At 67.7% G+C, this 25,975-nt stretch carries 23 protein-coding genes; 16 read left to right on the plus strand and 7 right to left on the minus strand.

The features are described 5' to 3' along the window. Positions 1 to 56: 56 nt before the first annotated feature. Both ligA and BLP88_RS02290 read left to right on the plus strand, forming a co-directional pair. On the plus strand, positions 57 to 2,378 hold the full coding sequence (gene ligA / locus BLP88_RS02285; protein WP_074586520.1) for an NAD-dependent DNA ligase LigA: 2,322 nt from the start codon (positions 57 to 59) through the stop codon (positions 2,376 to 2,378). After that, positions 2,375 to 3,199 carry an inositol monophosphatase family protein gene (locus tag BLP88_RS02290; RefSeq protein WP_074586521.1) on the plus strand — a complete coding sequence of 275 codons (825 nt, stop codon included), beginning with the start codon at positions 2,375 to 2,377 and terminating at the stop codon, positions 3,197 to 3,199. Before ligA ends, BLP88_RS02290 begins: the two co-directional genes overlap by 4 nt. Here BLP88_RS02290 and BLP88_RS02295 read toward each other — a convergent pair. Beyond that, positions 3,196 to 4,560 carry an LLM class flavin-dependent oxidoreductase gene (locus tag BLP88_RS02295; RefSeq protein WP_074586523.1) on the minus strand — a complete coding sequence of 455 codons (1,365 nt, stop codon included), beginning with the start codon at positions 4,558 to 4,560 and terminating at the stop codon, positions 3,196 to 3,198. The genes BLP88_RS02290 and BLP88_RS02295 overlap by 4 nt on opposite strands. 274 nt (positions 4,561 to 4,834) lie before the next feature. Here BLP88_RS02295 and BLP88_RS02300 point away from each other — a divergent pair, with 274 nt between their 5' ends. Both BLP88_RS02300 and BLP88_RS02305 read left to right on the plus strand, forming a co-directional pair. After that, positions 4,835 to 5,347 (plus strand): GNAT family N-acetyltransferase, encoded by a 513-nt coding sequence (locus tag BLP88_RS02300; RefSeq protein ID WP_074586524.1) that lies wholly within the window; start codon positions 4,835 to 4,837, stop codon positions 5,345 to 5,347. Between the two features lie 56 nt (positions 5,348 to 5,403). After that, positions 5,404 to 5,787 (plus strand): RidA family protein, encoded by a 384-nt coding sequence (locus tag BLP88_RS02305; protein ID WP_074586525.1) that lies wholly within the window; start codon positions 5,404 to 5,406, stop codon positions 5,785 to 5,787. Between the two features lie 103 nt (positions 5,788 to 5,890). Here BLP88_RS02305 and BLP88_RS02310 read toward each other — a convergent pair whose 3' ends face one another. Further along, positions 5,891 to 6,556, minus strand: a complete 666-nt coding sequence (locus BLP88_RS02310) for a response regulator (RefSeq protein WP_074586526.1) — start codon at positions 6,554 to 6,556, stop codon at positions 5,891 to 5,893. Next, a complete protein-coding gene (locus tag BLP88_RS02315; protein WP_245679734.1) occupies positions 6,553 to 8,307 on the minus strand; it encodes a sensor histidine kinase in 1,755 nt (584 codons plus the stop codon). Before BLP88_RS02315 ends, BLP88_RS02310 begins: the two co-directional genes overlap by 4 nt. A 231-nt stretch (positions 8,308 to 8,538) precedes the next feature. Between BLP88_RS02315 and BLP88_RS02320 the strand changes: the two genes are divergently transcribed. Continuing rightward, entirely contained in the window at positions 8,539 to 10,002 is a 1,464-nt protein-coding gene (locus BLP88_RS02320; RefSeq protein ID WP_074586527.1) for a CitMHS family transporter, read from the plus strand. A 65-nt stretch (positions 10,003 to 10,067) separates the two neighbouring features. On the opposite strand, the gene BLP88_RS02325 is transcribed toward BLP88_RS02320, so the two are convergent. Further along, complete coding sequence (locus BLP88_RS02325; protein WP_074586529.1) at positions 10,068 to 10,694, minus strand: GyrI-like domain-containing protein; 627 nt, start codon at positions 10,692 to 10,694, stop codon at positions 10,068 to 10,070. A gap of 144 nt (positions 10,695 to 10,838) precedes the next feature. On the opposite strand from BLP88_RS02325, the gene BLP88_RS02330 reads away from it, so the two are divergent. The 5 genes from BLP88_RS02330 to BLP88_RS02350 all read left to right on the plus strand — a co-directional run bounded on the left by BLP88_RS02330 (position 10,839) and on the right by BLP88_RS02350 (position 16,201). Beyond that, entirely contained in the window at positions 10,839 to 11,684 is an 846-nt protein-coding gene (locus tag BLP88_RS02330) for a 5'-nucleotidase, lipoprotein e(P4) family (RefSeq protein ID WP_217635126.1), read from the plus strand. A 312-nt stretch (positions 11,685 to 11,996) separates the two neighbouring features. After that, on the plus strand, positions 11,997 to 12,293 hold the full coding sequence (gatC, locus tag BLP88_RS02335) for an Asp-tRNA(Asn)/Glu-tRNA(Gln) amidotransferase subunit GatC (protein ID WP_070350810.1): 297 nt from the start codon (positions 11,997 to 11,999) through the stop codon (positions 12,291 to 12,293). Positions 12,294 to 12,297: 4 nt separating this feature from the next. Then, a complete protein-coding gene (gene gatA, locus BLP88_RS02340) occupies positions 12,298 to 13,860 on the plus strand; it encodes an Asp-tRNA(Asn)/Glu-tRNA(Gln) amidotransferase subunit GatA (RefSeq protein ID WP_074586530.1) in 1,563 nt (520 codons plus the stop codon). Further along, on the plus strand, positions 13,860 to 15,368 hold the full coding sequence (gene gatB / locus BLP88_RS02345; RefSeq protein ID WP_074586531.1) for an Asp-tRNA(Asn)/Glu-tRNA(Gln) amidotransferase subunit GatB: 1,509 nt from the start codon (positions 13,860 to 13,862) through the stop codon (positions 15,366 to 15,368). The genes gatA and gatB overlap by 1 nt, the downstream gene beginning before the upstream one ends. 185 nt (positions 15,369 to 15,553) lie before the next feature. Beyond that, positions 15,554 to 16,201: a hypothetical protein gene (locus BLP88_RS02350; RefSeq protein WP_074586533.1), complete on the plus strand. Its 648-nt coding sequence runs from the start codon at positions 15,554 to 15,556 to the stop codon at positions 16,199 to 16,201. Here BLP88_RS02350 and BLP88_RS02355 read toward each other — a convergent pair. Next, a complete protein-coding gene (locus BLP88_RS02355; RefSeq protein ID WP_074586534.1) occupies positions 16,198 to 17,463 on the minus strand; it encodes a beta-ketoacyl-[acyl-carrier-protein] synthase family protein in 1,266 nt (421 codons plus the stop codon). The genes BLP88_RS02350 and BLP88_RS02355 overlap by 4 nt on opposite strands. Positions 17,464 to 17,528: 65 nt before the next feature. Between BLP88_RS02355 and BLP88_RS02360 the strand changes: the two genes are divergently transcribed. From BLP88_RS02360 to BLP88_RS02385, 6 genes are all read left to right on the plus strand, one after another. Then, complete coding sequence (locus tag BLP88_RS02360; protein WP_074586535.1) at positions 17,529 to 18,143, plus strand: TetR/AcrR family transcriptional regulator; 615 nt, start codon at positions 17,529 to 17,531, stop codon at positions 18,141 to 18,143. Between the two features lie 234 nt (positions 18,144 to 18,377). Further along, on the plus strand, positions 18,378 to 19,445 hold the full coding sequence (locus tag BLP88_RS02365; RefSeq protein ID WP_074586536.1) for an ABC transporter permease: 1,068 nt from the start codon (positions 18,378 to 18,380) through the stop codon (positions 19,443 to 19,445). Positions 19,446 to 19,449: 4 nt separating this feature from the next. After that, a complete protein-coding gene (locus BLP88_RS02370) occupies positions 19,450 to 20,391 on the plus strand; it encodes a carbohydrate ABC transporter permease (RefSeq protein WP_074586538.1) in 942 nt (313 codons plus the stop codon). 42 nt (positions 20,392 to 20,433) lie between these two features. Beyond that, the gene (locus BLP88_RS02375; RefSeq protein ID WP_074586539.1) at positions 20,434 to 22,095 is read left to right on the plus strand and encodes a type 2 periplasmic-binding domain-containing protein; all 1,662 of its coding nucleotides are present in this window, start codon (positions 20,434 to 20,436) and stop codon (positions 22,093 to 22,095) included. 51 nt (positions 22,096 to 22,146) lie between these two features. Then, positions 22,147 to 23,187 (plus strand): LacI family DNA-binding transcriptional regulator, encoded by a 1,041-nt coding sequence (locus BLP88_RS02380; protein ID WP_074586540.1) that lies wholly within the window; start codon positions 22,147 to 22,149, stop codon positions 23,185 to 23,187. 24 nt (positions 23,188 to 23,211) lie between these two features. Next, positions 23,212 to 24,402: a Gfo/Idh/MocA family protein gene (locus tag BLP88_RS02385; protein ID WP_074586542.1), complete on the plus strand. Its 1,191-nt coding sequence runs from the start codon at positions 23,212 to 23,214 to the stop codon at positions 24,400 to 24,402. Between the two features lie 7 nt (positions 24,403 to 24,409). Here the strand turns inward: BLP88_RS02385 and BLP88_RS18560 are convergent, their stop codons facing one another. Beyond that, a complete protein-coding gene (locus tag BLP88_RS18560) occupies positions 24,410 to 25,492 on the minus strand; it encodes a LysR family transcriptional regulator (RefSeq protein ID WP_084110692.1) in 1,083 nt (360 codons plus the stop codon). Between the two features lie 134 nt (positions 25,493 to 25,626). Continuing rightward, positions 25,627 to 25,975: integrase core domain-containing protein (locus BLP88_RS02400; RefSeq protein ID WP_139163271.1), on the minus strand; the 349-nt coding region annotated here is incomplete at its 5' end.

The raw sequence follows: 25,975 nt of genomic DNA on the forward strand, positions 1-25,975 counted from the left end.
TCCGCCCTCTATTCGCTCTGCCGTGAAATGTCGGGGCTTTACGGCAAGATAGGAGGGTGAGCACAACAGAGAGCGTCAGTGGAAGCACGCCCGGAACCGTGGAAGCCGTCGAAGGGGAAGTCCCCGCCCAGTCGGTCCGCGAAGAGTACGACAACCTCGCGGACTTGGTCCGCAAGCACCGCTACGCGTACTACCAGGAGGACGCGCCCACCATCTCGGACGCGGAATTCGACGCCCTGTACCGCCGGCTCGAAGAGTTGGAGGCGCTGCACCCGGAACTCGTCTCCAACGACTCGCCCACCCAGGAGGTGGGCGGCGAGGTCTCGGCCGCCTTCGCCGCCGTCGAACACCTGCAGCGGATGTACAGCCTCGAGGACGTGTTCTCCCTCGAAGAGCTCGAGGCCTGGGTCCGGAAAGCTGAAGCCTCGGTGGAGAAGCTCGGCTCGGGCGTCCCGCCGATCGCCTGGCTGACCGAGCTCAAGATCGACGGCCTGGCCGTGAACCTGCTGTACCGCGATGGCAAGCTGGTCCGGGCCGCAACCCGGGGCGACGGCACCACGGGTGAAGACATCACCCACAACGTCCTCACCATCAAGGAAATCCCGCGCGAGCTCAGCGGCTCCCGGTTCCCGGCCGAGGTGGAGATCCGCGGCGAGGTGTTCATCCCGTCCAAGGACTTCGCCGAATTCAACGAGGCCCTGATCGAAGCCGGCAAAGCGCCCCTGGCCAACCCCCGCAACGCCGCGGCGGGTTCCCTGCGCCAGAAGGACCCGGCCGAGACCGCCAAGCGTCCGCTGCGGATGTTCGTGCACGGCATCGGCGCCCGGGAAGGCCTGGCCGCCACCAGCCAGTCCGAAACGTACAAGCTGCTCGCCGACTGGGGCATGCCCGTCAGCCCGTACCTGAAGGTGCTGCCTTCCTTCGAGGAAGTCCTGGACTTCATCAAGCACTTCGGCGAGCACCGGCACGACCTCCTGCACGAGATCGACGGCATCGTGGTCAAGATCGACGACTTCGCCACCCAGCGCGCCCTTGGCTACACCTCCCGGGTTCCCCGCTGGGCCGTGGCCTACAAGTACCCGCCGGAGGAAGTCCACACCAAGCTGCTGGACATCCAGGTCAACGTCGGCCGCACCGGCCGCGTAACGCCGTTCGGGATCATGGAACCGGTGAAGGTGGCCGGCTCCACGGTGGGGATGGCCACCCTGCACAACCAGGACGTCGTCAAAGCCAAGGGCGTCCTGATCGGCGACATCGTGGTCCTGCGGAAGGCCGGCGACGTCATCCCCGAAATCGTCGGACCCGTGCTGGCGCTGCGCGAGCAGCAGGACCCGCCGGTGCGCGAATTCGTCATGCCCACCGAATGTCCTTCCTGCGGGACTCCGCTTGCCCCCGGGAAGGAAGGGGACGTGGACATCCGCTGCCCCAACTCCCGGTCCTGCCCTTCCCAGCTGCGCGAACGCGTCTTCCACGTCGCGGGCAGGGGAGCGTTCGACATCGAGGCGCTCGGCTGGGAAGCAGCAATCGCGCTCACGCAGCCTGCCGCCCCTGAGGTGCCGCCGCTGGAGAACGAAGCCAGGCTCTTCGACCTCACGCCCGAGGACCTGCAGGATGTCATGATCCGCCGTGAGAAGCGCAGCAAGGGCGTGGGCACGGGGGAGTGGGAGCTCGTCCCGTATTTCTGGACCAAGCCCACCGCGAAGACCCCGTCCAAGCCGAGCGCCAACACCCAGAAGCTCTTCAAGGAACTGGAGAAGGCCAAGACCCAGCCGCTGTGGCGGGTCCTGGTCGCCCTATCCATCCGGCACGTTGGCCCAACCGCCTCCCGTGCGCTGGCGACCCGCTACGGTTCCATGGATGCCCTCCTCGCCGCGCTCGACGCGCCCGACGCCCGTGAGCAGCTGGCCGAGGTGGACGGGGTGGGCCCGATCATCGCCGACGCCCTCATCGAATGGTTCGCGGTGGACTGGCACCGGGAAATCGTGCAGCGGTGGAAGGACGCGGGCGTGCGCATGGCGGACGAGCGCGACGGCTCCGTGCAGCGCAACCTCGAAGGCCTCACCGTCGTCGTCACCGGAACCCTGCCAAACTTCAGCCGCGATGAGGCCAAGGAAGCCATCATCATCCGCGGCGGCAAGGCTGCCGGCTCGGTCTCGAAGAACACCAGCTATGTGGTGGCCGGTGAAAGCGCCGGGTCGAAGCTCGACAAAGCAGAGCAGCTCGGCATCCCGGTCCTGGACGAGGACGGCTTCCGGGCGCTCCTGAACGGAACCCTGACGGGCGGGGAAACCGCTGACGAGGCCGCAGACCCCGAGGCGACTGCGGAAGCCGCCGCAACCACCGGGGCCGCCGAAGCCACCGGGGGATCGGCGGAATGACCGACGTCCTGGAGCTCCTTGCCGTCGCCAAGCGGGCCGCCGCGGCGGGCGCTGCGGTGCTCGCCACCCGCTCCGCCGCGGGAAGCAGCGGTGCGGGCCTGGAGGTCAGCAACAAGGGCGACGCCGGCGACTGGGTGACGGCCTTCGACGTCGCCGCCGAGGAAGCCGTCCGTGCCGCGATCACCGCCGCCCGGCCGCACGACACCATCACCGGCGAGGAACACGGCACCACCCGGCCGAAGGAACCCAGCGGCTACCGCTGGTCCATCGACCCGCTGGACGGCACCACCAACTTCATCCGGAACATCGTCTACTACGCCACCTCCGTGGCGGTTGCCGGTCCCGACGGCGCCTGGCTGGCCGGCGTCGTCCACGCCCCGGCGCTGGGCAGGGTCTATTCCGCCGCGCGCGGCCACGGCGCCTGGCTCGAGGTCGGCGGCCAGGCGAACAGACTGACCGGTCCCGTCCCCGGCCGTGCCGGACTCATCCTGGCCACCGGATTCAGCTACGACCCCGCCACCCGGTCCAGCCAGCTCGGCAGCCTGCCCGGCATCATGGACGGTTTCGCCGATGTCCGCAGGCTGGGATCCGCGGCACTGGACCTGTGCCTCGTGGCGGACGGCAGCCACGACGCGTTCGGTGAACGCGGGCTCAATGAGCACGACTTCGCCGCCGGCGCCCTGATCGCCGAGGAAGCCGGCTGCTGGGTCCGCCGCCCCAAGCTGCAAAGCCCGGTGGACGGCGGACCCGAGGACCACGACCGTCTCTCGGCCTGGACCTGCGCGGGGCCGCTGGAGCTCTCGGGCAAGTTCCCGATTTAGAAGCCCGAACCGATCGAGGTCAGCTGCGGCGCTTCGATTCCGGCGTAACGGCTGGCCGGCCGTTCCAGGCCGTAGTGGCCGCGCAGCGTCGAGGCCGTGTATTCGCGGCGGAAGAGGCCGCGGTCCTGCAGCACCGGCACCACCTGGTCCACGAAGGTTTCCAGGCCTGAGGGGAGCACCGGCGGCATGATGTTGAAGCCGTCGGCCGCTCCGCCGTCGAACCATTCCTGGATGGCGTCCGCCACCTGTTCGGCGGTTCCGGCGAAGGTGCGGTGGCCGCGGCCGCCGCCCAGGCGCCCGATCAGCTGCCGCACCGTGAGCTGTTCCCGGCGGGCGAGTTCCACGATCAGGGTGTAGCGGCTCTTGGCTCCTTCGATCTCATCCTCCGAGGGCAGGTCTGCCGGCAGCTGCCGGTCCAAGGGCAGGTCCTCGGGGGCCACGCGGAGGGTTTTAGCCAGCTGCTCCCGGGCGTACTCGGGCTTGATCAGCTCATCCAGTTCGCGCTCCAGCTTCAGGGCCTCGGCCTCGGTGGCGCCGATCACCGGGACGATGCCCGGCAGGATCTTGATGCCTTCCGGGTCGCGCCCGACGGCCGCCGTACGCGCCTTGAGGTCGGCGTAGAACGCCCGGGCGTCGGCAAGGGTCTGGTGGGCCGTGAAGACCGCCTCGGCGCAGCGGGCCGCGAGATCCTTGCCGCTCTCGGACGAGCCGGCCTGCACGATCAGCGGGTGGCCCTGCGGGGAGCGCGGTACGTTCAAGGGCCCGCGGACCCGGAAGTGCTTGCCTTCATGGTCGATGGTGCGGATCCTGCCGGCGTCGCCCCACACACCCTCTGCCTTGTCGGCCACGATCGCGTCGTCGTCCCAGCTGTCCCAGAGCTTCCGGGCCACCTCAATGAACTCTGCCGCGCGCTGGTAACGGACGGCGTGTGCCGGCTGGTCGTCCACGCCGAAGTTCCGGGCGGCGTCGGGCCCGGCCGTGGTGACAACGTTCCAGCCTGCTCGGCCGCCGCTCACCCAGTCCACGGAGGCGAAGCGGCGGGCCAGGTTGAAGGGCTCGTTGTAGGTGGTGGAGGCGGTGGCGATGAGCCCGATCTTCTCCGTGGCGCCCGCGATGGCGGTCAGCAGCACGGTGGGCTCCAGCTTGCCCGCGGGCCGGCGTCCCACCTCGCCGAACAGCACGGGGGAGTCGGCGAAGAAGATCGAGTCCAGCTTGCCGCGCTCGGCGATGCGCGCGAGCCGCTGGTAATGCTCCACCTTGGTGTTGGCGATGGGGTCGCTTTCGGGCAGCCGCCAGGAGGCTTCATGTTGGCCGGTGCTCATGAGGAAGGCATTGAGGTGGAGGGTTCGTGGGGTGCTCATTGGGTTCCTTTCCTGGGTCCTGGCCGCCAATCAACCACGCCCGCGGCGGCCAGCGCCAGCAGCCCGGTCGTTTGGCGAAACAGCGGGAAACGGGGCTTCACGGCCCGCAACCGGACTCAACACGGCGCCACGCGAGGCAACACGGGAAGCCCCATCGCAAGGCAACACGGAGACGCTCCGGAAGGGCCGCCGTCGGGCTCGCACAAGTGATAGATCGGTCACGGAAACCCCCGTTTCGACGGTCCGTGCGTGGGCGCGCGACTACCATGGATCGGTGCAGTTACAGATCACCGTCCGTCCCGCCAGGCCCGCAGATTACGACGACGTCGCCCGCATCACGCTCGACTCATACGTCGCCGCCGGCTACTACGGCGATCCGGAACACCCGTACCTGCGCCAGCTCCGGGACGTCGCCGGGCGGGCAGAACACGCCGACGTCTGGGTCGCCGAACGCGGCGGGACGGTGATTGGCTCCGTGACGGTGGCTTCGGCGGGCGGCCCCTTCGCGGACATCGCATACGAGGACGAACTCGAAATGCGCACCCTCGTGGTGGACCCGGCCGTGCAGCGCTCCGGCGCGGGCAAGAGCCTGGTCAAGGCCCTCGTGGACCACGCCCGCTCCCGGGAAGGGATCAACGCCGTCGCCCTGACCACCGGGGCCACCTGGGAGAGCGCCAACGCCCTGTACCGGGCCACCGGCTTCGACCGTGTGCCGGAGCGGGACTGGTTCGTGCCCGGCACCGACATAAAGCTGCTCGTTTACCGGCGCGAGGTCGGCCAGTCCTAAAGTTTCACCGTAGACCCCGGCCACCGGGCCGGGCGCGGCGACAGGAGCAGCGCGGCATGCGCAAGACTTACGGTACGGGTTCGGTCTGGGAGCAGTCCCTCGGATACTCGCGTGCGGTGCAGGTGGACAACACCCTTTACATTTCCGCCACGGCAGCCTCCGGCCCGGACGGCATCGTGGGCGATGACTTCTACTCGCAGAGCAAATACATCCTCGAGAAGCTTGGCACCGTGCTGGAAGACGCGGGGTTCTCCTACGAGGACGTGGTGCAGTCCAAGCTGTACTTGACGGACATCAGCAAGTGGGAGGACGCCGGCCGCGCCCATGGTGAGGTCTTCGGCGGGATCCGTCCCACCCTCACCCTCGTGCATGTGCTGCCGTTCCTGGACCCGCAGATGCTTGTGGAGATCGAACTGGTCGCCCAGAAGAGCGCCAACTAGCTTCCAAGCCCGCGCGAACCCAGCGCGAACGTACAGTTGAGGCCCTGAAATCCGCGATTTCAGGGCCTCAACTGTACGTTCGCGCGTGTGGGAGGGGTGCCGCTCAGCGCCGGCCGGGCACCCCGTAACGGTGTTCCGGACGGCCGGTGGTGCCGTAGCGGAGCTGGATCTCGACGGCGCCGTCGTCGGCGAGCGTGGATAGGTACCGCTGAGCGGTTGCCCGGGAGACGCCGACCCGCTCCGCAACCTCCGCGGCCGAGTACTGCTCGCCGGGCTCCAGGGACTCCAGCACCGCCGACTCGGTGGCCGTGCGTTGCCTTCCCGACGACGAGACCTCCCCGGCGAACAACGCCCGCCGGGCTTTCTCGATGGTTTCCTGGTCGACGGACTGCTGCCGGTCCAGGATCCGCCGGTAGCGTGCGTATGCCCGCAATTGCTGCGAGAGGGCATCGGCGGTGAAGGGCTTCAGCAGGTACGCCAGGGCGCCCCGCCGGGTGGCCGTGCGGATGGATAGCGCATCCGAGGCCGCGGTGAGCATCATGGTGTCCACGTCCAACTGCCCCAGCAGGTCCAGGCCGGAACCGTCCGGAAGATAGACATCCAGCAGTACCAGGTCCGGGCGCAGGCTGTGCACCGACTGCAGGGCCTGGGCGGTGGATCCGGCCGGGGCCAGGGCCAGGAACCCGGCCACCGAATCCACGTAGGCCGCGTGCAGCCGGGCCACATGGAAGTCGTCGTCGACAATCAGCACCCTCAGGTCCGTGCTCACTTTTCCTCCTTCGTTTGCTGTGCGGCGGTGGTGCCAGGCAGGGAGGCCATGAAGACCGCCCCCGGTCCCCCCGGGGACCCCGGGTCCAGCAGCCGGACGTCGCCGCCGCGGCGGCGCGCCAGCTTGCGGCTCAGCGCGAGCCCCAGGCCGTGGCCGCCGGGGCCGGTGGACCCTGCCTGAGTGCCGCGCGGTTCTGCTGTGGTGAACCCCTCGGCGAACACTTCTTCGGGCCCGCTGCCGCCCAGTCCGTCCCCGGAGTCCGCGACGACGATGTGCAGCGTGCCGCCGTCGTCCCCGTCCCCTGCGATGGGCGGTTCGTCGAGCAGCTCCACTTCCACCCAGCGGTCCGTGGCGGAACCGGCGACGGCGGCGTTCACGGCGTTGTCGATCAGGTTGCCCAGCACCGTGGTGACGTCCTGCGGGTCGGTGACCGTACCGCGCACCAGGGTTTCGGGGCCGATCCGCAGCACCACGCCACGCTCATCCGCTCCCACGCTCTTGGCCCCGATGAAGGCCTGCAGGTAGGGGTCCTGGAGCAGTCCTGCCTGCTGCACCGGGAAGGTCAGCGGACCGGTCTCGGAAATCTTCGCAAGGTACTCCTTGGCCTGTTCGCTGTGGCCGATGCTCAGGAAGCCGGCGATCGTGTGAAGCTGGTTGGCGAACTCGTGGCGCTGCGCGCGCAGGGCCGTGGACATGGTTCCCACCGCGTCCAGCTGCCGGGTGAGCTGCTGCAGTTCGGTTCGGTCGCGCAGCATGACCACCCAGCCCAGGTCCTCCTTGCGGTGCAGCGCCTTGCGGGCGTTGACCACCAGCACCCGCCCGGCGGCCAGGATCTCCACCGCTTCGGCGTCGTGCATGGCGTCCCGGGTGAGCGCCTTCAGTTGTTCCGGTACGACGGCGGCCGCCCACGGCTGCCCGACCCGCACCGACGCGGCGGCAGGGGAGTCCGGGCCGCCGTCGGGCCCGTCGTCGGGAATGTCCAGCAGGCGCCGGGCGGCGGCGTTGAACACCGTGATGCGGCCGTCCGCGGAGATGCCGATGACGCCGTCGTCCACGCCCTGCAGCACCGCCACCTGGTCGTGGACCAGGGTGCTGATCTCTTCCGGTTCCAGCCCGAGGGTGAGCCGCTGCAGCCGCCGGCGCAGCAGGAACGAGGCGAGCACGCCTGCCAGCAGGGCCCCGGCAGCGGTGAGCGCGATGGAGGGGATGTCCTGGCTCAGGCTCTGGCCCAGGGACTCGATGGAGTAGCCCACGCTCACTTCGCCCACCACGTTGCCGGAGCCGGGCGCGTAGACGGGGACCTTGGCGCCCGCAGACGGGCCGAGGGTTCCGGTGTTCCGGGTGGTGACTTCCTTGCCGGCCAGGGCTTCGGAGGGGTCGGTGCTGACGCGCTCGCCGAGCCGGTCGGGTTCCGGATGGGCCAGCCGCAGCCCGGTTTCATCGGTCACCACCACGAACAGGGCGCCCGTGCGTGCGCGGGCGGCCTCGGCCGCCGCCATGATGGGCCCCCTGGCCAGGACGTCCGCCGGGGGAGTGCCGCTCTGCCTGCTGATCGCGTCCACTTCGGCACGGATCGCCGGGGCGGAGGCGACGGTGCGGGCCAGCGTGAGTGCCTGGTTCTCCGCTTCGGCGCCGATCCGCTGGTACACCAGCCAGGCGTGCACCGCGCCGCTGAGCAACACCACCAGGAGGACGACGCCGAGCTGCAGCAGCAGAGTCTGCGTGGAGAACCGCATGGCGAGCCGTGGCATGGGCAACCTTTCCGCCTGCGTGGACTGTTTCCAGGCCGGCGGAGCCTTCAGCGGCGGCGCTGGCACGGGTGGGACTTCATCTCCATTGAATCACTGAGCAAAATGAGCAAAATGCTGGCAATGAGCAGTATGCCAATCAATTCCGGCAAACCCCGGGATGTGATGCAGCTCGCCCTACATTCGTAATGCGCACCACACCGATGTGATGCCATTCATAGTTAGGAGCCGGCCGTGCTGGTACTGCTTGGATTCGCCATGATCGCGGTTTTCATGGCGCTGATCATGACGAAGAAGTTGACGCCGGTGCTGGCGCTGATCATCGTCCCCACCGTTTTCGGCCTCTTCGCAGGCGCCGGGCTCGGCATCGGCGACATGGTCATGGATTCGATGAAGTCCATGACCTCCACGGCCGCCCTGCTCATGTTCGCCATTGTGTACTTCGGCCTCATGATCGACGTCGGGCTGTTCGATCCGCTGGTGAAGTTCATCCTCCGCAAGCTGGGCAACGACCCCGCCAAGGTGGTCCTCGGCACGGCAATCCTCGCCGCCGCGGTGTCCCTGGACGGCGACGGCTCCACCACCTTCATCCTCACCACCGCCGCGATGCTGCCGGTCTACCTGCGCCTGAAGATGAGCCCCGTGGTCCTGACCTGCGTGGCCGGCCTGGCCAACGGCACCATGAACATCCTTCCGTGGGGCGGCCCCACCGCCCGCGCCGCCACTGCCCTGAAGATCGACGTCAACGACGTTTTCGTCCCGATGGTCCCGTCCCTGATCGCCGGCCTGCTGGTCGTCTTCGCCTTCGCCTGGGTCCTCGGCCTCCAGGAACGCAACCGCCTCCGCGCCACCGCGCCGGAAATCTGGGGCGAGCTCGCCGACCTCGATGACGCGTTCGACGGCGGCACCGGCACCCGCGCCGATGGCGGCACCTCCCGCGGTGGCGCCGGCGCCCGCCCCTCCGGTGGCGGCTCATCCGGCAACGGCGGCGTGGCCGTCCTGGAACGCACCGAGCTCCTGGTGGATGACCATGACACCGCGATGGCCGACACCGCCCTGGACCCGAACCGCCCCACCCTGCGCCCCAAACTGTTCTGGTTCAACCTCGGCCTCACCGCCGCAGTCATGGTCATGCTGGTCCTGGACCTGGTTCCGCTGCCTTACGTCTTCATGGTCGGCTCCGCGATCGCCCTGCTGGTGAACTTCCCCAAGGTCAAGGACCAGGGCGCCCAGCTGATCGCGCACGCACCGTCGATCGTCGCCGTCGTCAGCATGGTCATGGCCGCCGCCGTCCTCACCGGCGTGCTGAACGGCACCGGCATGGTCAAGGAAATGTCCTCCTGGCTGGTCCAAATCATCCCCACCGAGCTTGGCCCCTTCATGGGCGTCATCACTGGCCTGCTGAGCATCCCGATGACGTTCTTCATGAGCAACGACGCCTTCTACTTCGGCGTCCTGCCGGTGCTGAGCGAAACGGCCGCCCACTACGGCGTGGGCGCGGCCGACATGGCCCGCGCCTCGATCACCGGCCAGCCCTTCCACATGCAGAGCCCCCTGGTTCCGGCCATCCTGTTGCTGGTTTCCCTATCCAAGGTGGAACTGGGCGACCACCACAAGAAGGTCCTGTGGCGCTCCGCCGTGGTCTCCGTCGTCATGCTCGGAGCGGGCATGCTGACCGGAGCCATCGGCATCGGCTGATCCGGGCTCCCTGAGCCAGCAGCGCGAACGGACACCTCTTTCGGAGGTGTCCGTTTGCGTTGGTCCTACCCGGCATTGCCGGTGACCGGTTGACGGAGGATGGTCCGCATCTTTTCCGGTGCCGTCCTGCGGGGATCGCTGAAATAGATCTCGTGGTGCCGGCCCGTCATGGCCAGGCCGTGGCGGGGGATGTACTCGTGGTGCATCCGGGCCAACAGCGGGGCCTCGTCATCGAAAGGACCGATGTGCAGAGTCTGAACGCAACGTCCTTCAGACAGGAGCGCCAAGCGGACGTCGGCCAGGCGGGCCGGACCGTCCTTGGCCCCGGCCTGCGCGACGGCGGCGGCGAACATCTCTTGGTTGATCCACCCCGGCGCCAGGATCATCATGGTCCAGTGCCATTGTGACTTGTCCCTCGCCGAGGTGAAGGCGTCCATGTCGTCCGCCCACCACAGCCCCTCCAGTGGCGGAACGACGTAGTCGCGCCCTAACTCCCGCTTGCTGGCGAACTTGAGTTTGAAGGCCACCGGATAAAGGGCCCCGAGCGCACCGGCATAGTCCGGTGACTTGTTGGGGTCTCCATGGCCGTCGATCATGAGGAAGTTCATGTCGGGCACGTCGACCACCCGGAATTCGCCCGGCTTCGCCTGATAGGAATCGAGGCTCTTTTTGAAGTCGGTCTTTTCAGTCATCGGGCACCTCCATGGCTCGATGCCAGAATAGTCGGCTGATTCCCTGCCTGGGGCTGACATATTCCAACCGAATCTGGTTACTCCTAATACACATTGGTTTACTAACGAGCGTGACAATGAGGTCACCGTGATCAAGGAGGCTCAATGGGTATCGAACGCCGGACCATGCTGAAAGGGCTGGGCGCAGGGTCAGTGGCAGGAGGGCTGGCGATGTTCGCCGCCGGGCCGGCCAAGGCCGACGCATCGCCGGACGTGCACAGCATTCTTTCCGCCGCGGTGGCATGGCGGGTCACCGCCGCCGAGCGGGACATGCTGTACCGGCAGGCCTTCAACATCGCCTGCGAAAAGCTCGACAGTGCACTCCGGGGCGTCGGGCAGCAGCGGCGCGGAGCCAGGCCGCTGGCATTCATTTCCGACGTCGACGACACGGTGCTTTCCTCCAACTCCTATTGGGAGTTGCTGATCGCCGCCGGCAAGCAGGCCTTCGACGACGAACTCTGGGACGCCTGGGTCAGGGAAAACGGTCCCATCGCCACGCCCGGCGCCGTCGAATTCACCCGCTACGCGGAAAGCCGTGGCGTGGAGGTCTTCTACGTTTCCCAGCGCGACCAAGGACCGGACACCCAGCAGATCGGCGTCGCGAACCTGAGGCACGCCGGTCTCGCGTTCGCCGACGACGCGCACGCGGTCTTCCAGCGCGAATCCTCCAACAAGGAACCGGCCCAGCAGGCCATTGCGGACAAGTACGAGGTCATCGCATACCTCGGCGACAACCTCAACGACTTCCGGCGCCGCTACTACGTCAAGTCGGTCGAAGAGCGCCGCACCCTTGCCACCGAAGACGCCGACCGCTTCGGCCGGGACTTCATCCTCTTCCCGAACAACACAGACGGCCACTGGATGCGGGCCATCTTCGGCACCAGCGAACCGGCAGACACCCCCGAATACCGCGCCCGGATGCTCCTGGCAGCCCAAGGCAAGGTTCTCTAGCCCCAAAAAACAAAAGCAGGACGGCAAGCGCAAATGGTGCGCTCGCCGTCCTGCGATGTTTGGTGGGAGGAGAGGCGCCGCGCGCAAAGGTGAGGCGCGCACCGGGCAAAAGGCGACAAAGGCACACCGGCTGCGGGGCAGGCATCCGGAAGCGTGCGTCAAAGCGACGAAGGAGCAGCACGCGGAGGATGGCTGTTCTGCAGCCGGAAGGCGACCACCTGCAGAGCGCCGGAAGGCGCAAGCCCGCGCGGCAGCGTCGTGCATTCAAAGTAGACTGGTCCGGAAAACCATTTGAACTTGCAGGGGAGATCCATGGCTGCGATCAACCGTGACGATGTGGCGCATCTTGCGCGGCTCGCTCACATTGAAATGAGTGCCGAAGAGCTGGACCGGATGGCGGGCGAACTCGCCGTCATCGTGGACTCGGTGAAGTCCGTCAGCGAAGCCGCCGGGGACGACGTCCCGGCCACGTCCCACCCGATCCCGCTGAGCAACGTCTTCCGCGAAGACGTCGTAGGCCACACTTTCACCGCCGAGCAGGCGCTGTCCGGCGCACCGGACGCCGCGGAGGACCGTTTCAAGGTTCCGGCCATCCTGGATGAGGACTAAGACGATGACTGACACCAACGAACTCATCCGCCTCTCCGCCGCGGACCTCGCCGCGAAGCTGTCCGCCGGCGACGTCACCTCCGTGGAAGTGACGCAGGCGTACCTGGACCGCATTGCCGCCGTCGACGGCCAAGTCAACGCCTTCCTGCACGTCAACGCCGAGGAAGCGCTCGCCGTCGCCGCCGAGGTGGACGCCATCCGCGCCGCCGGCGGGGCCGCCGCTGAGGAACTGCACGAACTCGCCGGCGTGCCGATCGCCGTCAAGGACCTGATTGTCACCATCGGCCAGCCCACCACGGCCGGTTCGAAGATCCTCGAAGGCTGGCACAGCCCGTACGACGCCACCGTCATCAAGAAGCTGCGCGCCGCGAAGATGCCGATCCTGGGCAAGACCAACCTGGACGAATTCGCCATGGGCTCCTCGACGGAGCACTCGGCATACGGCCCCACCCGCAACCCCTGGGACCTGGAGCGCATTCCGGGCGGTTCCGGCGGTGGCTCCGCTGCCGCCGTCGCCGCTTTCGAAGCGCCCCTGGCTCTCGGCACGGACACGGGCGGTTCCATCCGCCAGCCCGGCGCCGTCACCGGAACGGTCGGCGTGAAGCCCACCTACGGTGCGGTGTCCCGCTACGGCGCCATCGCCATGGCCTCCTCCCTGGACCAGATCGGCCCGGTGTCCCGGACCGTGCTGGACTCGGCGCTGCTGCAGGAAGTCATCGGCGGCCACGACCCGCAGGACTCCACCTCCCTGACCGACCCCTTCGACAACCTCGTGGCCGCCGCACGCACCGGCAACGTCGAGGGCATGAAGATCGGCATCATCAAGGAACTGCACGGCGAGGGCTACCAGGCCGGCGTCGAGAACCGCTTCAACGAATCCCTGGAGCTGCTCAAGGACGCCGGCGCGGAAATCGTCGAGGTTTCCTGCCCCAACTTCAAGTACGCCCTGGGCGCCTACTACCTGATCATGCCATCCGAGGTGTCCAGCAACCTGGCCAAGTTCGACGGCGTCCGCTTCGGCCTGCGCGTGCTGCCGAAGGAAGGCCCCATGACCATCGAGCGCGTCATGGGGGCCACCCGTGCCGCCGGTTTCGGCGACGAGGTCAAGCGCCGCATCATCCTGGGCACCTACGCCCTGAGCGCCGGCTACTACGACGCCTACTACGGCTCGGCCCAGAAGGTGCGCACCCTGATCCAGCGCGACTTCGACGCCGCGTTCGCCCAGGCCGACGTGCTGATCTCCCCGACGGCGCCCACCACGGCGTTCAAGCTGGGGGAGAAGCTCAACGACCCGCTGGCCATGTACCTCAACGACGTCGCCACCATCCCGGCGAACATGGCCGGCGTCCCCGGCCTGTCCCTGCCCGGCGGCCTGGCCGACGAGGACGGCCTGCCCGTGGGCATCCAGCTGCTCGCCCCGGCCCGCGAGGATGCCCGCCTCTACCGCGTGGGTGCCGTCCTCGAATCGCTGCTCGAAGAGAAGTGGGGCGGCCCGCTGCTTGATCGTGCCCCTGAACTGCAGGCACCCGCGCTCGACGCCGCAAACACTGTGGGAGGTTCCAACTAATGTCTGCCGACACGATCCTCAGCTTCGAAGAAGCCATGGAGAAGTACGATCCCGTCCTTGGCTTCGAAGTCCACGTGGAACTCAACACCAAGACGAAGATGTTCTCCTCCGCGCCGAACGTCTTCGGTGACGACCCCAACACCAACGTCAACGAAGTGGACCTCGGCCTGCCCGGCGTTCTCCCGGTGGTGAACAAGGCCGCCGTCGAGTCCTCCATCAAGATCGGCCTCGCGCTCAACTGCAAGATCGCCGAATCCTGCCGCTTCGCCCGGAAGAACTACTTCTACCCGGACACCCCGAAGAACTTCCAGACCTCCCAGTACGACGAGCCCATCGCGTACGACGGCTACCTGGACATCGAACTCGAAGACGGTACCGTGTTCCGCGTCGAGATCGAGCGGGCGCACATGGAAGAGGATGCCGGCAAGCTCACCCACATGGGCGGCGCCGCGGGCCGCATCCAGGGCGCCGACTACTCGCTGGTGGACTACAACCGCGCCGGCGTGCCGCTGGTGGAAATCGTCACCAAGCCGATCGAGGGCGCCGGCAGCCGCGCGCCGGAACTCGCCAAGGCCTACGTGGCCGCAATCCGCGAAATCGTCAAGAACCTCGGCGTCTCCGACGCCCGCATGGAACGCGGCAACGTCCGTTGCGACGCCAACGTCTCGCTGCGCCCGCACGGCCAGGAGCGCTTCGGCATCCGGTCCGAGACGAAGAACGTGAACTCGCTGCGCGCCGTCGAGCACGCCGTCCGCTTCGAGATCCAGCGCCACGCCGCCGTCCTCGATTCCGGCCAGCCGGTGATCCAGGAGACCCGCCACTGGCACGAGGACACACGCACGACGACGTCGGGCCGCGCCAAGTCCGACGCCGACGACTACCGCTACTTCCCGGAGCCGGACCTGGTTCCCGTCGTCGCCTCGCGTGAGTGGGTGGAGGAACTGCGCGCCACCCTGCCCGAGCCGCCGGCAGAGCGCCGCAAGCGGCTCAAGGAAGCCTGGGGCTACTCCGACCTGGAGTTCCGCGACGTGGTGAACGCCGGCGTCATGGATTCCATCGAGGAGACCGTCGCCGCCGGCGCCAGCGCCTCCGCCGCCCGCAAGTGGTGGATGGGCGAGATCGTGGGCCGTGCCAAGACGGCCGACGTCGATCCAGCCGAGCTCGGTGTGAGCCCGCAGACCATCGTTGAGCTCAACGGCCTGGTCGAAGAAGGCAAGATCAACAACAAGATGGCATCCCAGGTCCTGGACGGCGTCCTCGCCGGCGAAGGCACCCCGGCGGAAATCGTCGAGAAGCGCGGCCTCGCCGTCGTGTCCGACGACGGTCCGCTGCTCGAAGCCATCGACGCCGCCCTGGCCGCCCAGCCGGACGTCGCGGAGAAGATCCGCGGCGGCAAGGTCCAGGCCATCGGCGCGATCGTCGGCGGTGTCATGAAGGCCACCCGCGGCCAGGCCGACGCCGGCCGCGTGCGTGAGCTCATCCTGGAGAAGCTCGGCGTCGAAGGCTAAGGCCGCGCCTTTTCCCAACTGGGTCGCAGTTAACGTCGTTTTGAGCCCTCAAAACGACAACAACTGCGACCCAGTTGGTTTTGGATCCACAGTGTGCGTACAGCTTCCGGGCGCATCATGGAGTCATCAGTTCTTTGCTGCCCGCCCCTTGCCGGACCGGGGAGGAGCGGAGAAAGGATCAGGCCATGTCCACCATGACTCCGGGCGTCCGCAAGGCTCTCATCGCGGGCGGTATCGCCGTCGTCCTGAGCGGCGGCGGTGCGGCCACGGTCTGGGCCGCCAGCCAGATCATCCCTTCCTACCTGACCGCTTCGCCTGCGGGCACGGCCTCGCCCAGTCCCGGCGCGACGGCGCCTGCCACCCCGCAGCCCGGCACCCCGTCGCACGGCAACGGCCGGCACCTCCCCGGCCTGTTCCACGGGTTCGCGGGCCGGGGGATCCACGGCGAGGTCACCGTGAAGAACAACGACGGCAGCTACACGACCATCCTGATGCAGACCGGCACTGTGCAGTCCGTCAGCGATTCGGCCATCACCGTCAAGAGCGACGACGGCTTCACCCAGAGCTACGCGATCGCGTCCTCCACCTCCATCGCCAGGATCCCCGGCTCCGGGACCGGCACCGAGTCCCGGAAGTTCCCGCTTGAAACCATCAAGGCGTCCGACTTGAAGGCAGGCGACACCGTCCGGGTATCCGGAACAAAGATCGGCACGACGGTCACTGCCACCCACATCATCGCCGGGACCTGGCCCGCGGGACTCGACAACCCGGGACTCAACAAGATGCCGCCCGGTGACCGCGGGCGTCGGCACCACCCGGGCGGCAACGCCTAGGAACTGCCAGGTGTATGAGCCATGGCCTTGTGGTCTTGCGCACTCGTGAAAACGAGGGAAACATTCTGCCCGCCGAAGCCGAAGGAATTGCTCAGGACCGCGTGTTGAGGGAGGTTCCGCAGCTCGGTGGCAATGTCGAGGCTGATGTCGGGATCGATGCCCGCCGGGGTGAGGTTGCGGGTGGGCGGAACGACGCCGTGTTTCACGCTAAGTACAGCCAGTAGAGCCTCGATTGCCCCGGCAGCCCCGAAGAGATGCCCGAGGGCGGCCTTGGGCGCGGTCACAGTCGCGGGGCCAAATAGTTCGCTGATCGCACGGGCCTCGGCTGCGTCTCCCACCGGAGTCCCGGTGGCGTGGGCATTGATGTGCCCGATCTGGCCAGGCGCAAGGCCGGCTTGCGCGAGTGCCTTCCGCATCGCGGAGATCTGACCGCCGCCATCGGGGGCAGGGGCTGTGATGTGGTGCGCGTCTGCCGCGATCCCGGCCCCGGCGAGCACCGCGTGGACGCGTGCGCCGCGCGCAGCGGCGTGTTCGGCACTTTCAAGCACGAGGACGGCCGCGCCTTCTGCAAGGACGAATCCGCTGCGGTCCGCGGCGAACGGTCGCGACGCCGAAGCCGGCTCGGCGCTGTACTGCGACAGCGCCTGGGTCTGCTTGAAGCCGGCGACCGTGATCGGGCTGATGGCGGCTTCCGTTCCGCCAGCGATGACCACGTCTGCTTCGCCCGAGCGGATGAGTCTGGCCCCTAGCGCGATCGCCTCGGCACCGGATGAACAGGCGGAGACGGGTGTGTACACTCCGGCACGCGCATCGTAGGCGATGCTGATCAGCGCAGCAGCTGCGTTGGGCATGAGCATCGGGACGGTCCGCGGCGAGACGCGCCGGGCACCCGAGCGTTCAAGAACGTCGTCTTCCTTCAACAGGGTCTGTATCCCGCCGATCCCGGTGCCGACCGCCGAGGCAAGCCGCTCCGGGTCCACTTCGGGGGAGCCGGCGTCGGCCCAGGCCTCGGCGGCGGCGACGAGTGCGGCCTGCTGCGAGCGGTCCATGCGCCTGGCCTGTACCGGGGACAAGTGCTCCGCTGGGTCGAGCGCCATCGTCCCGGCCACGGTGCCGGCGAGTTCGCCGTCGACCTGCCCGTGCAGAACATTGCCACGGATTCCGGACTCACCAGCCAGCAGGGCTTCCCAGGTCGACCCGACGTCACCACCGAGCGGCGTGATCGCGCCAAGTCCGGTCACGACAACTTCGTTCCTTCGCATGCCTTCGACACCTCTCTTGTATGCCATACAACTATCATCACTTTTGTATCACATACAATTGGGAGGTGGCACAGAAGCGAACCGATCCCGTGGCGGAGACCTCGACATTCGAGCGCGGACGCGCGACCCGGAGGCGACTCATCGAGACCGCCGCCCGGCTCGGCAGGGAGCGCCACGGAGTCCAGCTCAGTGTCGCCGAGATTGCAAAAGCGGCAGGTGCGTTCCCCAACCAAGTCACCTACTACTTCGGTTCAAAGGACTCGCTACTCGTGCACGCCGCCTTCCTCGCGCTGCTGCACGACACGCGGCGGATCGAGCGAATCGGCCGCCAGGCCCCCGATGCGGCGGCTTTTCGGCGCAACATCGCTCGCGCCGTCCTCGCCCTGCCCTCTCTTCCCTCGGTCGCAGGGGCACTCGCGAGCGGAATCGCCAAAGCTGAACTTGCCCCCGTGATCGATCAGCACCTCCATCTGCTGTTCCGGCAATCGGAGCGCTTCGTGAGTCAGCTCGTCGACAGCCGGGGGTGGAGCCTCGGGCGGCCCATCGATGTCGAAGCCAGGACGTTCTGGAGCGCCGCACTCGGTGCTGCGCTCCTCGCGCACGCCGGGGCCCACGGCACCGGCGCGGACCTCGACCTCGCCGGGACGTTGACGGTGCACGACCAGGGCGGCCGCGCTTAGCAGCTCGCCCCGCGATAGGGGCATGGGTCCCCTCGCGTCTGCGGAGCCGCCGCATGCGTGAAAACTGACCTTTTCGATCTATTTCAATCATGATCTTGCAAACATGGCGTGCGTCACCTATGGTTTGTTAAACGGTTAACGAGCGTGGCGCGGATCACAGCGCGGATCGCATGGCGTGCAGAGCCGTCCCCGACCCGGCCAGACTGCATCGCGGCATGAGCAAGAGGAGAACGCATGAACTCGACGACGGAAGCAGCTCCGGCCCTGCCGGACGCGGACCGCGTCCCGGCACATGCCGAAGGGCGTGTCCCGGGCCGCGGGAAGGGAAAGCCCGGCAAGGGGAAGCCTGGCCGGGCGACGCGCAGCAAGCCGCGGGACCAGCACAAGCAAAGCTTCGGTTCCCGGCTGCGCCGGGACAAGCAGATGCTGCTGATGATGGTGCCCGGCATCGCCTTCCTGCTGCTGTTTTTCTACATCCCGATTCTCGGCAACGTCATCGCTTTCCAGGACTACCAGCCGTACCTGGGCATCGGGGACAGCATGTGGGTCGGCTGGCAGAACTTCGTGGACCTGTTCGCCAACCCGGACTTCCTGCGGGCGTTCTGGAACACCCTGTACCTGGCCGCCTGGCAGCTGGTTTTCCTGTTCCCGGTGCCGCTGGTCCTGGCCCTGATCGTGGACTCGCTGATCAGCACCCGCGTGCGCCGGGTCTTCCAGAGCATCGCCTACCTGCCGCACTTCCTGTCCTGGGTGCTGGTGATCGCACTGTTCCAGCAGATGCTCGGCGGTGCCGGATTCATCAACAACTCCCTGCGGCAGTTCGGCCTGGACCCGATTCCCTTCATGACGAACCCGGACACCTTCCCTGTCCTGGTGGTGGTCCAGATGATCTGGAAGGACGCCGGCTGGGCGATGATCATCTTCCTTGCCGCGCTGGCCAGCATCGACGCCTCCCTGTATGAGGCGGCAGCGGCCGACGGCGCCGGGCGCTGGCGCCGGATGTGGCACATCACGCTCCCGGGACTCCGCTCGGTAATCGTGCTGCTGTTGATCCTGCGGATCGGCGACATCCTCTCGGTCGGCTTCGAGCAGTTCATCCTGCAGCGGGACGCGGTTGGCGCGGGAGCCGCAGAAGTACTGGACACGTTCACCTACTACACCGGCGTCGTGGGCGGCGGCTGGAGCTCCGGCGCCGCCGCCGGCCTGGCCAAGGGCGTGGTGAGCGCCCTGCTGATCTACGCCGCCAACAAACTTGCCCACCGCTTCGGCGAAGACGGCATTTTCGCGAAGAAAGTCGGTTGAGCAGATGGCGATCACACAATCCGCGGGAAGAATCCTGCCCGGCCGCAAGCCGAAGGAACTGAACTACAACCCCAAGCGCCCGGTCTGGAAGGAGCGGCCCTCGCCCCTCTACCAGACCATCAAGACCCTGGTCCTGGTGCTCTTCAGCGCCTCGATCATCGTGCCGATCCTGCTGGTGGTCTCCACCTCGCTGGCGGACAAGGAACAACTCGCTAAGGCCGGCGGCTTCGTGCTCTGGCCCGAGCGGCCCACCCTGGAAGCCTACGAAACCATCTTCAACGGCCCCATGGTCCTGAATTCCCTGGGCGTCAGCGCCGTCGTGACGATCGTCGGCACCATCCTCGCCCTGTTCGTCACCATCACCATGGCCTACGCCACCAGCCGGCCGGTGCTGTTCGGCCGCCCGGTGGTCCTCGCGGTGCTCTTCACCCTGCTGTTCGCCCCGGGCCTGATCCCGTCCTTCCTGATGATCAAGGAGCTCGGCCTGCTGGACAGCCTGTGGTCGCTGATCCTGCCCGGCATCTTCGGGGCCTTCAACTTCGTGGTGATGCGCTCCTTCTTCATGAACATCCCGCAGGAGCTGATTGAAAGTGCCCGTATCGACGGCGCCAGCGACTGGACCATCCTGTGGCGGATCGTCATGCCGCTGTCCAAGGCCGTGATCGCCGTCGTCGGGCTGTTCTACGCGGTGGGCTTCTGGAACTCCTTCTTCAACGCCCTCCTGTATATCAACGACCACAGCAAGTGGCCCATCCAGCTGCTGCTGCGCAACTTCGTGGTCCAGGGCTCCGGCGCCGCCGACGGCCTGGGGATCTCCTCGGTGCCGCCGGGCCAGTCCATCCAGATGGCCGTCGTGGTGGTGGCCCTGGTCCCGATCCTGATGGTCTACCCGTTCCTCCAGAAGCACTTCACCAAGGGCGTCCTCACCGGCGCGGTGAAGGGCTGAGTCTTACCGAGTTGTCCATACCCAGTTGAAAGGCATGAACACATGAGTGCATCACCCCTTAACCCGGGCTTCAGCCGCCGGGGTTTCCTCGGCCTGGCCGGCCTTGCGGTTACGACGGCGGGCCTCGCCGCCTGCGGTGGCGGCGGCACCTCCGGCGGCAGCGGCGGCGCCGCGGCTTCCGCCGGCGTCAAGGTCCCCACCTACAAGGAGTTCACCGGGGTCACCGCCGACCTTCCGGGCAACTCCAAGGGCCTGCAGGCGGCATTCTTCAAGCTGCCCGAAGGCGTCACCTCGGTCAAGGAAGCCCCGCTCAAGGGCAAGGTCACCGGCCTCACCGAAACCTTCGAAACCATGAGCCCGGGCATGAAGGACAACCCCTTCTGGCAGCGGCTCAACGCCAAGCTCGGCGGCGAACTGGAACTGCAGATCGCCGAGGACATCGGCGACGGCTACCCGGCCAAGTTCGCCACCGTGCTGGCCAGCGACGACCTGCCGGACATGATGTGGGTCCCGCCGAACCAGGGCATCCCCAATGTCGGCCCCATGCTGGAGGCCAAGTTCCAGGACCTCACCAAATACCTCTCCGGCGACGCCGTGCTCGAGTACCCCAACCTTGCCGCACTGAAGCCCGATTCCTGGAAGACCGCCGTCGTGAACGGCAAGATCTGGGGTGCCCCCATCCCGAGCACGCCGTTCGGACAGATCATGTCCGGCCGCCGCGACGTCTGGGAGAAGGTGGGCGGCTTGAACGCGGCCTCGGCGGATGAATTCCTGGACAAGGCCAAGGAGCTCACCCGGCCGGCGGAGCGCAAGTACGCCCTGGAACCGGCCTACGTGAACGTCCTGCACATGGTCACCGAATGGTTCGGCGCGCCCAACTCCTGGGCCGTCAACAAGGACCGAAGCCTGACGCACCTGTTCGAGACCCCGGAATACGCGGCCGGCGTCGAGTTCACGGCCAAGCTGTTCGCGGCCGGTGTCTTCTACCCGGACACGAACGTGCCGGACATCCGCAACCGGGTGGCCAACGGCAGCGTTGCCGGGCAGGTGCTGGTGGGTCCGCACGACATCAAGGCCTACCGCGCCTTCAACAAGGACCAGGCGTTCGACATCCTCGTTCCGTTCAGCGCGGACGGCAAGGTCAAGCCCACCTACGACATGGGCTACGGCACCGTCGGCTTCACCCCGTTCAAGAAGGCCGATGAAGGCAAGATCCGTGAACTGCTCGCCCTCATCAACTACCTCTCCGCCCCCTTCGGAACCGTGGAGTACATGCAGAAGAACTTCGGCGAGGCCGGCAAGGACTACTCCCTTGACGGCCAGGGCAACCCCCAGCTCACCGAGTCCGGCAGCACCAACCTGCCGGGCCTGGTCTCGGCGCTGAACATCATGTCCAGCCCGGAGAACGTGGTCTTCAACCCAGGCTTCGACGACGACACCCGGTATGTCAACGAGCAGCAGAAGAAGCTCCTCGAACTTGCCTGGCGCAATCCCACCAACGGAACCTACTCGGACACCAACTCCAAGGTGGGCGCCAAGATCACCAAGCAGCTGCGGGACAAAGTGGTGGACATCATCACCGGGCGCGCCAAGATGTCCGAGCTGGACGCCGCCGTCAAGCGCTGGAAGTCCGGGGGCGGCGACAAGATCCGCGACGAGTACCAGGCGGCACTGCCGTCCGACGTCCCGGTCTTCCGCGCCTAGCCGGGCACGACACGGCAAACTGGGGCTCTAACACAGCAGAAGGGGGAGCACATGGCAAGGACGGCAGGCAGCGGGATACGTCCGACCATCCGCATGGTCGCGGCGGAAGCAGGAGTCTCCACGGCAACGGTGTCCTACGTGATGTCCGGCCGCCGCGGCGAGGGCGGGCCCGGGGTTTCGGATATCACCGTGGAGCGGGTGCGCGCCGCGGCCGAACGGCTGGGCTACCGGCCCAACCAAGCGGCGCGGGCCATCCGCACCGGGCGGACCAACACCGTGATCCTGTCCCTGACCATGCTGTCGGACCCCTGGTCCCTGTCCGTCATCGAGGCCGTGCAGAAGGCGGCCGCGCCCCTGGGGATCACGCCGCTGATCCTCGGCGACGCGGACTGGGTGAAGGTGCTCCAGAGCCACGACGCCGACGCCGTCTTCGTGGACGCCGTCACGCCTGAACAGCGAAAGCCCCTCGAAGGCCTTGCCGCCCGCGGCACCACGCTGGTGGTGTTCGACGAGCAGCTCGAGGCCGCAGGCTTCGACGTCATCCGCTCCGTCGCCGGCCCCGGCTGTACCCTCGCGGTGGAGCACCTGCTGGCAGGCCACCGCAAGGTGGGCTGCGTGGTGCCCGTCCGTGGGGAGCGGCCTCCGGCCGGGCGACGCTATGAGGCCTACACTTCCGCGCTCGCCGCGGCGGGGATCGACCTCAACGAGGACTACGTGGGCGCCTTCGACGGCACCACAGCGGGAGCCTACGCGGCCACCATGCGGCTGCTCGGCCGCGACGACCGCCCCACGGCGCTGTACGCCACCACGGATTATGCCGCCGTCAGCGCCATCAACGCCGCCCAGCGGCTCGGGCTGACGGTCGGCCGGGACGTGGACATCATCGGCGTCGGCAACGCCATCGAGGGGGAGCGGATGTCCCCCTCGCTGAGCACGGTGGGTCCGGTGGACTTCTTCGATCGGGTGGCCCGGCTCCTGCTGAAGCGGGCCGTCGACGGCGGCACACAAGTCCCGGAAGTACTGGACTTCCCCTGGCAGCTCTTCGTCAGGGAATCGGCCCCGCACCGCAGTGCGGCCAACAGACTTTACTGAGAACAGAAAGAAGCACGAAAACACATGGGAAGCGAAGACTTGAAGATCGGCGTGGTGGGCTTCGGCCTGCGCGCAGGGCTGTGGCGCCACGCGCACAAGCCGGGGCAGGGATCGGAGGTGACCATCGTCTGCGACACCAGTGAACGCGGCCGGGCCGATGCCGCGGCGCGCATCCCTACCGCAAGGGTGACCGGTGAGCTTCAGGAACTGATCGACAGCGGTATCGACGCGGTCCTGGTGCTGACCCCGGACAACCAGCACGCCGCCGTCGCCGTCCGCACGCTCAAGGCGGGCATTCCCACCTTCTGCGAAAAGCCGCTGGACATCACCATCGAGGCCGCCGACTCGATCCTGCAGGCCGCCTACGAAAGCGGCACCCGCCTCTACGTGGGCCACAACATGCGCCACATGCCGGTGGTGGTCCAGATGCGCGAGCTGATCGAACAGGGCCGGATCGGCGAGGTCAAGGCGGTGTGGTGCCGGCACTTCGTGGGCCACGGCGGGGACTACTACTTCAAGGACTGGCACTCCGAGCGGAAGAACGTCACCTCGCTGCTGCTCCAGAAAGGCGCGCACGACATCGATGTCATCCACTGGCTGGCCGGCGGCTACGCCAGGCGCGTGTCCGCCGTCGGCGAGCTCGCGGTGTACGGCAAGGTGACGGACCGCAGTGACAACAGCACCAAGCGCATGGGCGAGTGGTTCTCGCTGGAGAACTGGCCGCCCACCGAGCAGCATGGGCTGGCCGAGCGGATCGACGTCGAGGACATCTCCATGATGAACATGGTGCTGGACAATGGCGTGCTGGCCTCCTACCAGCAGTGCCACTTCACCCCGGACTACTGGCGGAACTACACAGTGATCGGCACCAAGGGCCGGATCGAGAACTTCGGCGACGGGTCGGGGGAGCGGATCGGCCTCTGGACCAAGCGCACCCCGGGATATGCGGAGCCGGACGAAACCTTCACCATCCAGGACGGCGAAGGCGGGCATGGCGGGGCGGACCCGCGCCTGATCGCCGAGTTCCTGCGTTTCGCGTCCGACGGCGGTCCGACGCAGACCTCGCCCGTCGCCGCCCGGCAGGCGGTGGCCGCCGGCGTGCTGGCTGCCGAGTCGTTGCGGTCCGACGGCGGTGCCCGGGAAGTGCCGGCGCTCCCGGCCGGGCTGGTGGCGTACTTCGAAAGCGGCCAGCCGGCATCCGTGCCCAGCAGTTGAGCTGCGCTTATCCGGGGGAGGAGACGAGCTCGTCCACGACTTCCCGCAGTAGCTGAGCAACCCGCTGGACGGCCTGGCGGCGGGCGTTTTCCGGGCGGATCAGCATGTCGATCCGGCGCCGGGTGGCGATGCCTTCGAGCGGCCTGAGGACCACGCCCTGCGAGAGGGCCGCGGCGGCGGCGGTGTGCCGGGGCAGCAGGCCCAGGACGCCGCTGCCCGCCACCACGGCGGCCACGGTGGCGTAGTCGTTCACGCGGTGGGCGATGTGCGGTGCCCGGCTCGCCACGGCGGCGACGGCGGCCAGGACGTCCGCGGGTGAGTAGCCGGGGCGGCTGGAGACCCAGCTTTCGCCGGCGACGTCGGACGGGCTCAGGGAGTTCTTGGCCGCCAGCGGGTGCCCCGCGGGGAGCGCGACGTCGAAAGGTTCCTCGGCGAGCGGCAGCACCAGGATCCGGTCCGTGGGCCAGTCTTCGCTGTGCGCCATGCGGTGCGCGAGCACGATGTCGTAGCGGGCGGTGAGGGCCGGAAATCCCTGCTGGGGGACGTCCTCGTCGGCCAGGCGCAGGCGGGGCACAGCGCCGGTGCCTGAACCGCCGCCGTCTGAACCGCCGTCGCCCGTGCCGCCGTCGTCTGAACCGCCGGCGCCCGTGCCGCCGTCGCCCGTGCCGCCGTCGTCTGAACCGCCGGCGCCCGTGCCGCCGTCGTCTGAACCGCCGGCGCCCGTGCCGCCGTCGTCCTCTGCCGTGGCCGCGAGCCGGCCGGCCAGGCGCCCGAAGATGGCCTGCCCGGCGCTGTGGAAGGCACTGACCGACACCGTGCCCGCGGGGTCGTCGTGGTAGCCGCCAATCGCCGCGTGCGCGTCGGCCATGGCGCGGATGACGGCCCCGCCGGCGTCGGCGAGCACGCGGCCCGCATCGGTGAGCACCAGGTTCCGGCCGTCCTTGCGGGTGAGCGGAACCCCTGCGCTGCGCTGGAGGAGGGTGAGCTGCTGGGAGACGGCGGAGGGCGTGACCATCATGGCCTCGGCAACGGCCTTGACGCTGCCGAGCTCACCGAGTTCACGCAGCACCTGAAGCTGGCGGACATCCATAAGCCAATCCTAAAGTGTGCGCCAGGTCGATGTAGCCAGCGCTGAATCCGGACACGCGCGAGCGTACAGTTGCGGCCCCAAAATCCACGATTCCGGGGCCGCAAGTGTACGTTCGCGCTTCAGGGAGGGCCCGCCTAGATGTGATGTTCAGGCAGGTTGTTGAGTCTGCTGATGGGTGGGGCTCCGATTGCGGAGTGGTGCCTGTGGTGATTGTAGAAGTGGATCCAGCCTGGCAGCGCGTCGCGGCGTTGGCTTTCTGAGATGTAGAACTTTGCGTAGGCCCAGCCGTCAGCCAGTGTGCGGTGGAACCGTTCGATTTTGCCGTTGGTCTGTGGCCGGTAGGGGCGGGTCCGTTTGTGGGTGATACCGAGCTCGGTGCAGGCGTTTTTCCAGGCGTGGGAACAGTAGGCCGAGCCGTTATCGGAGAGCACCCGCTCGATGGTGACGTTGCGCTCGGCGAACCAGGCAACGGCGCGGTGCAGC

Origin of the sequence: Arthrobacter cupressi, assembly GCF_900099975.1 — a bacterium.
Taxonomy (GTDB): domain Bacteria; phylum Actinomycetota; class Actinomycetes; order Actinomycetales; family Micrococcaceae; genus Arthrobacter; species Arthrobacter cupressi.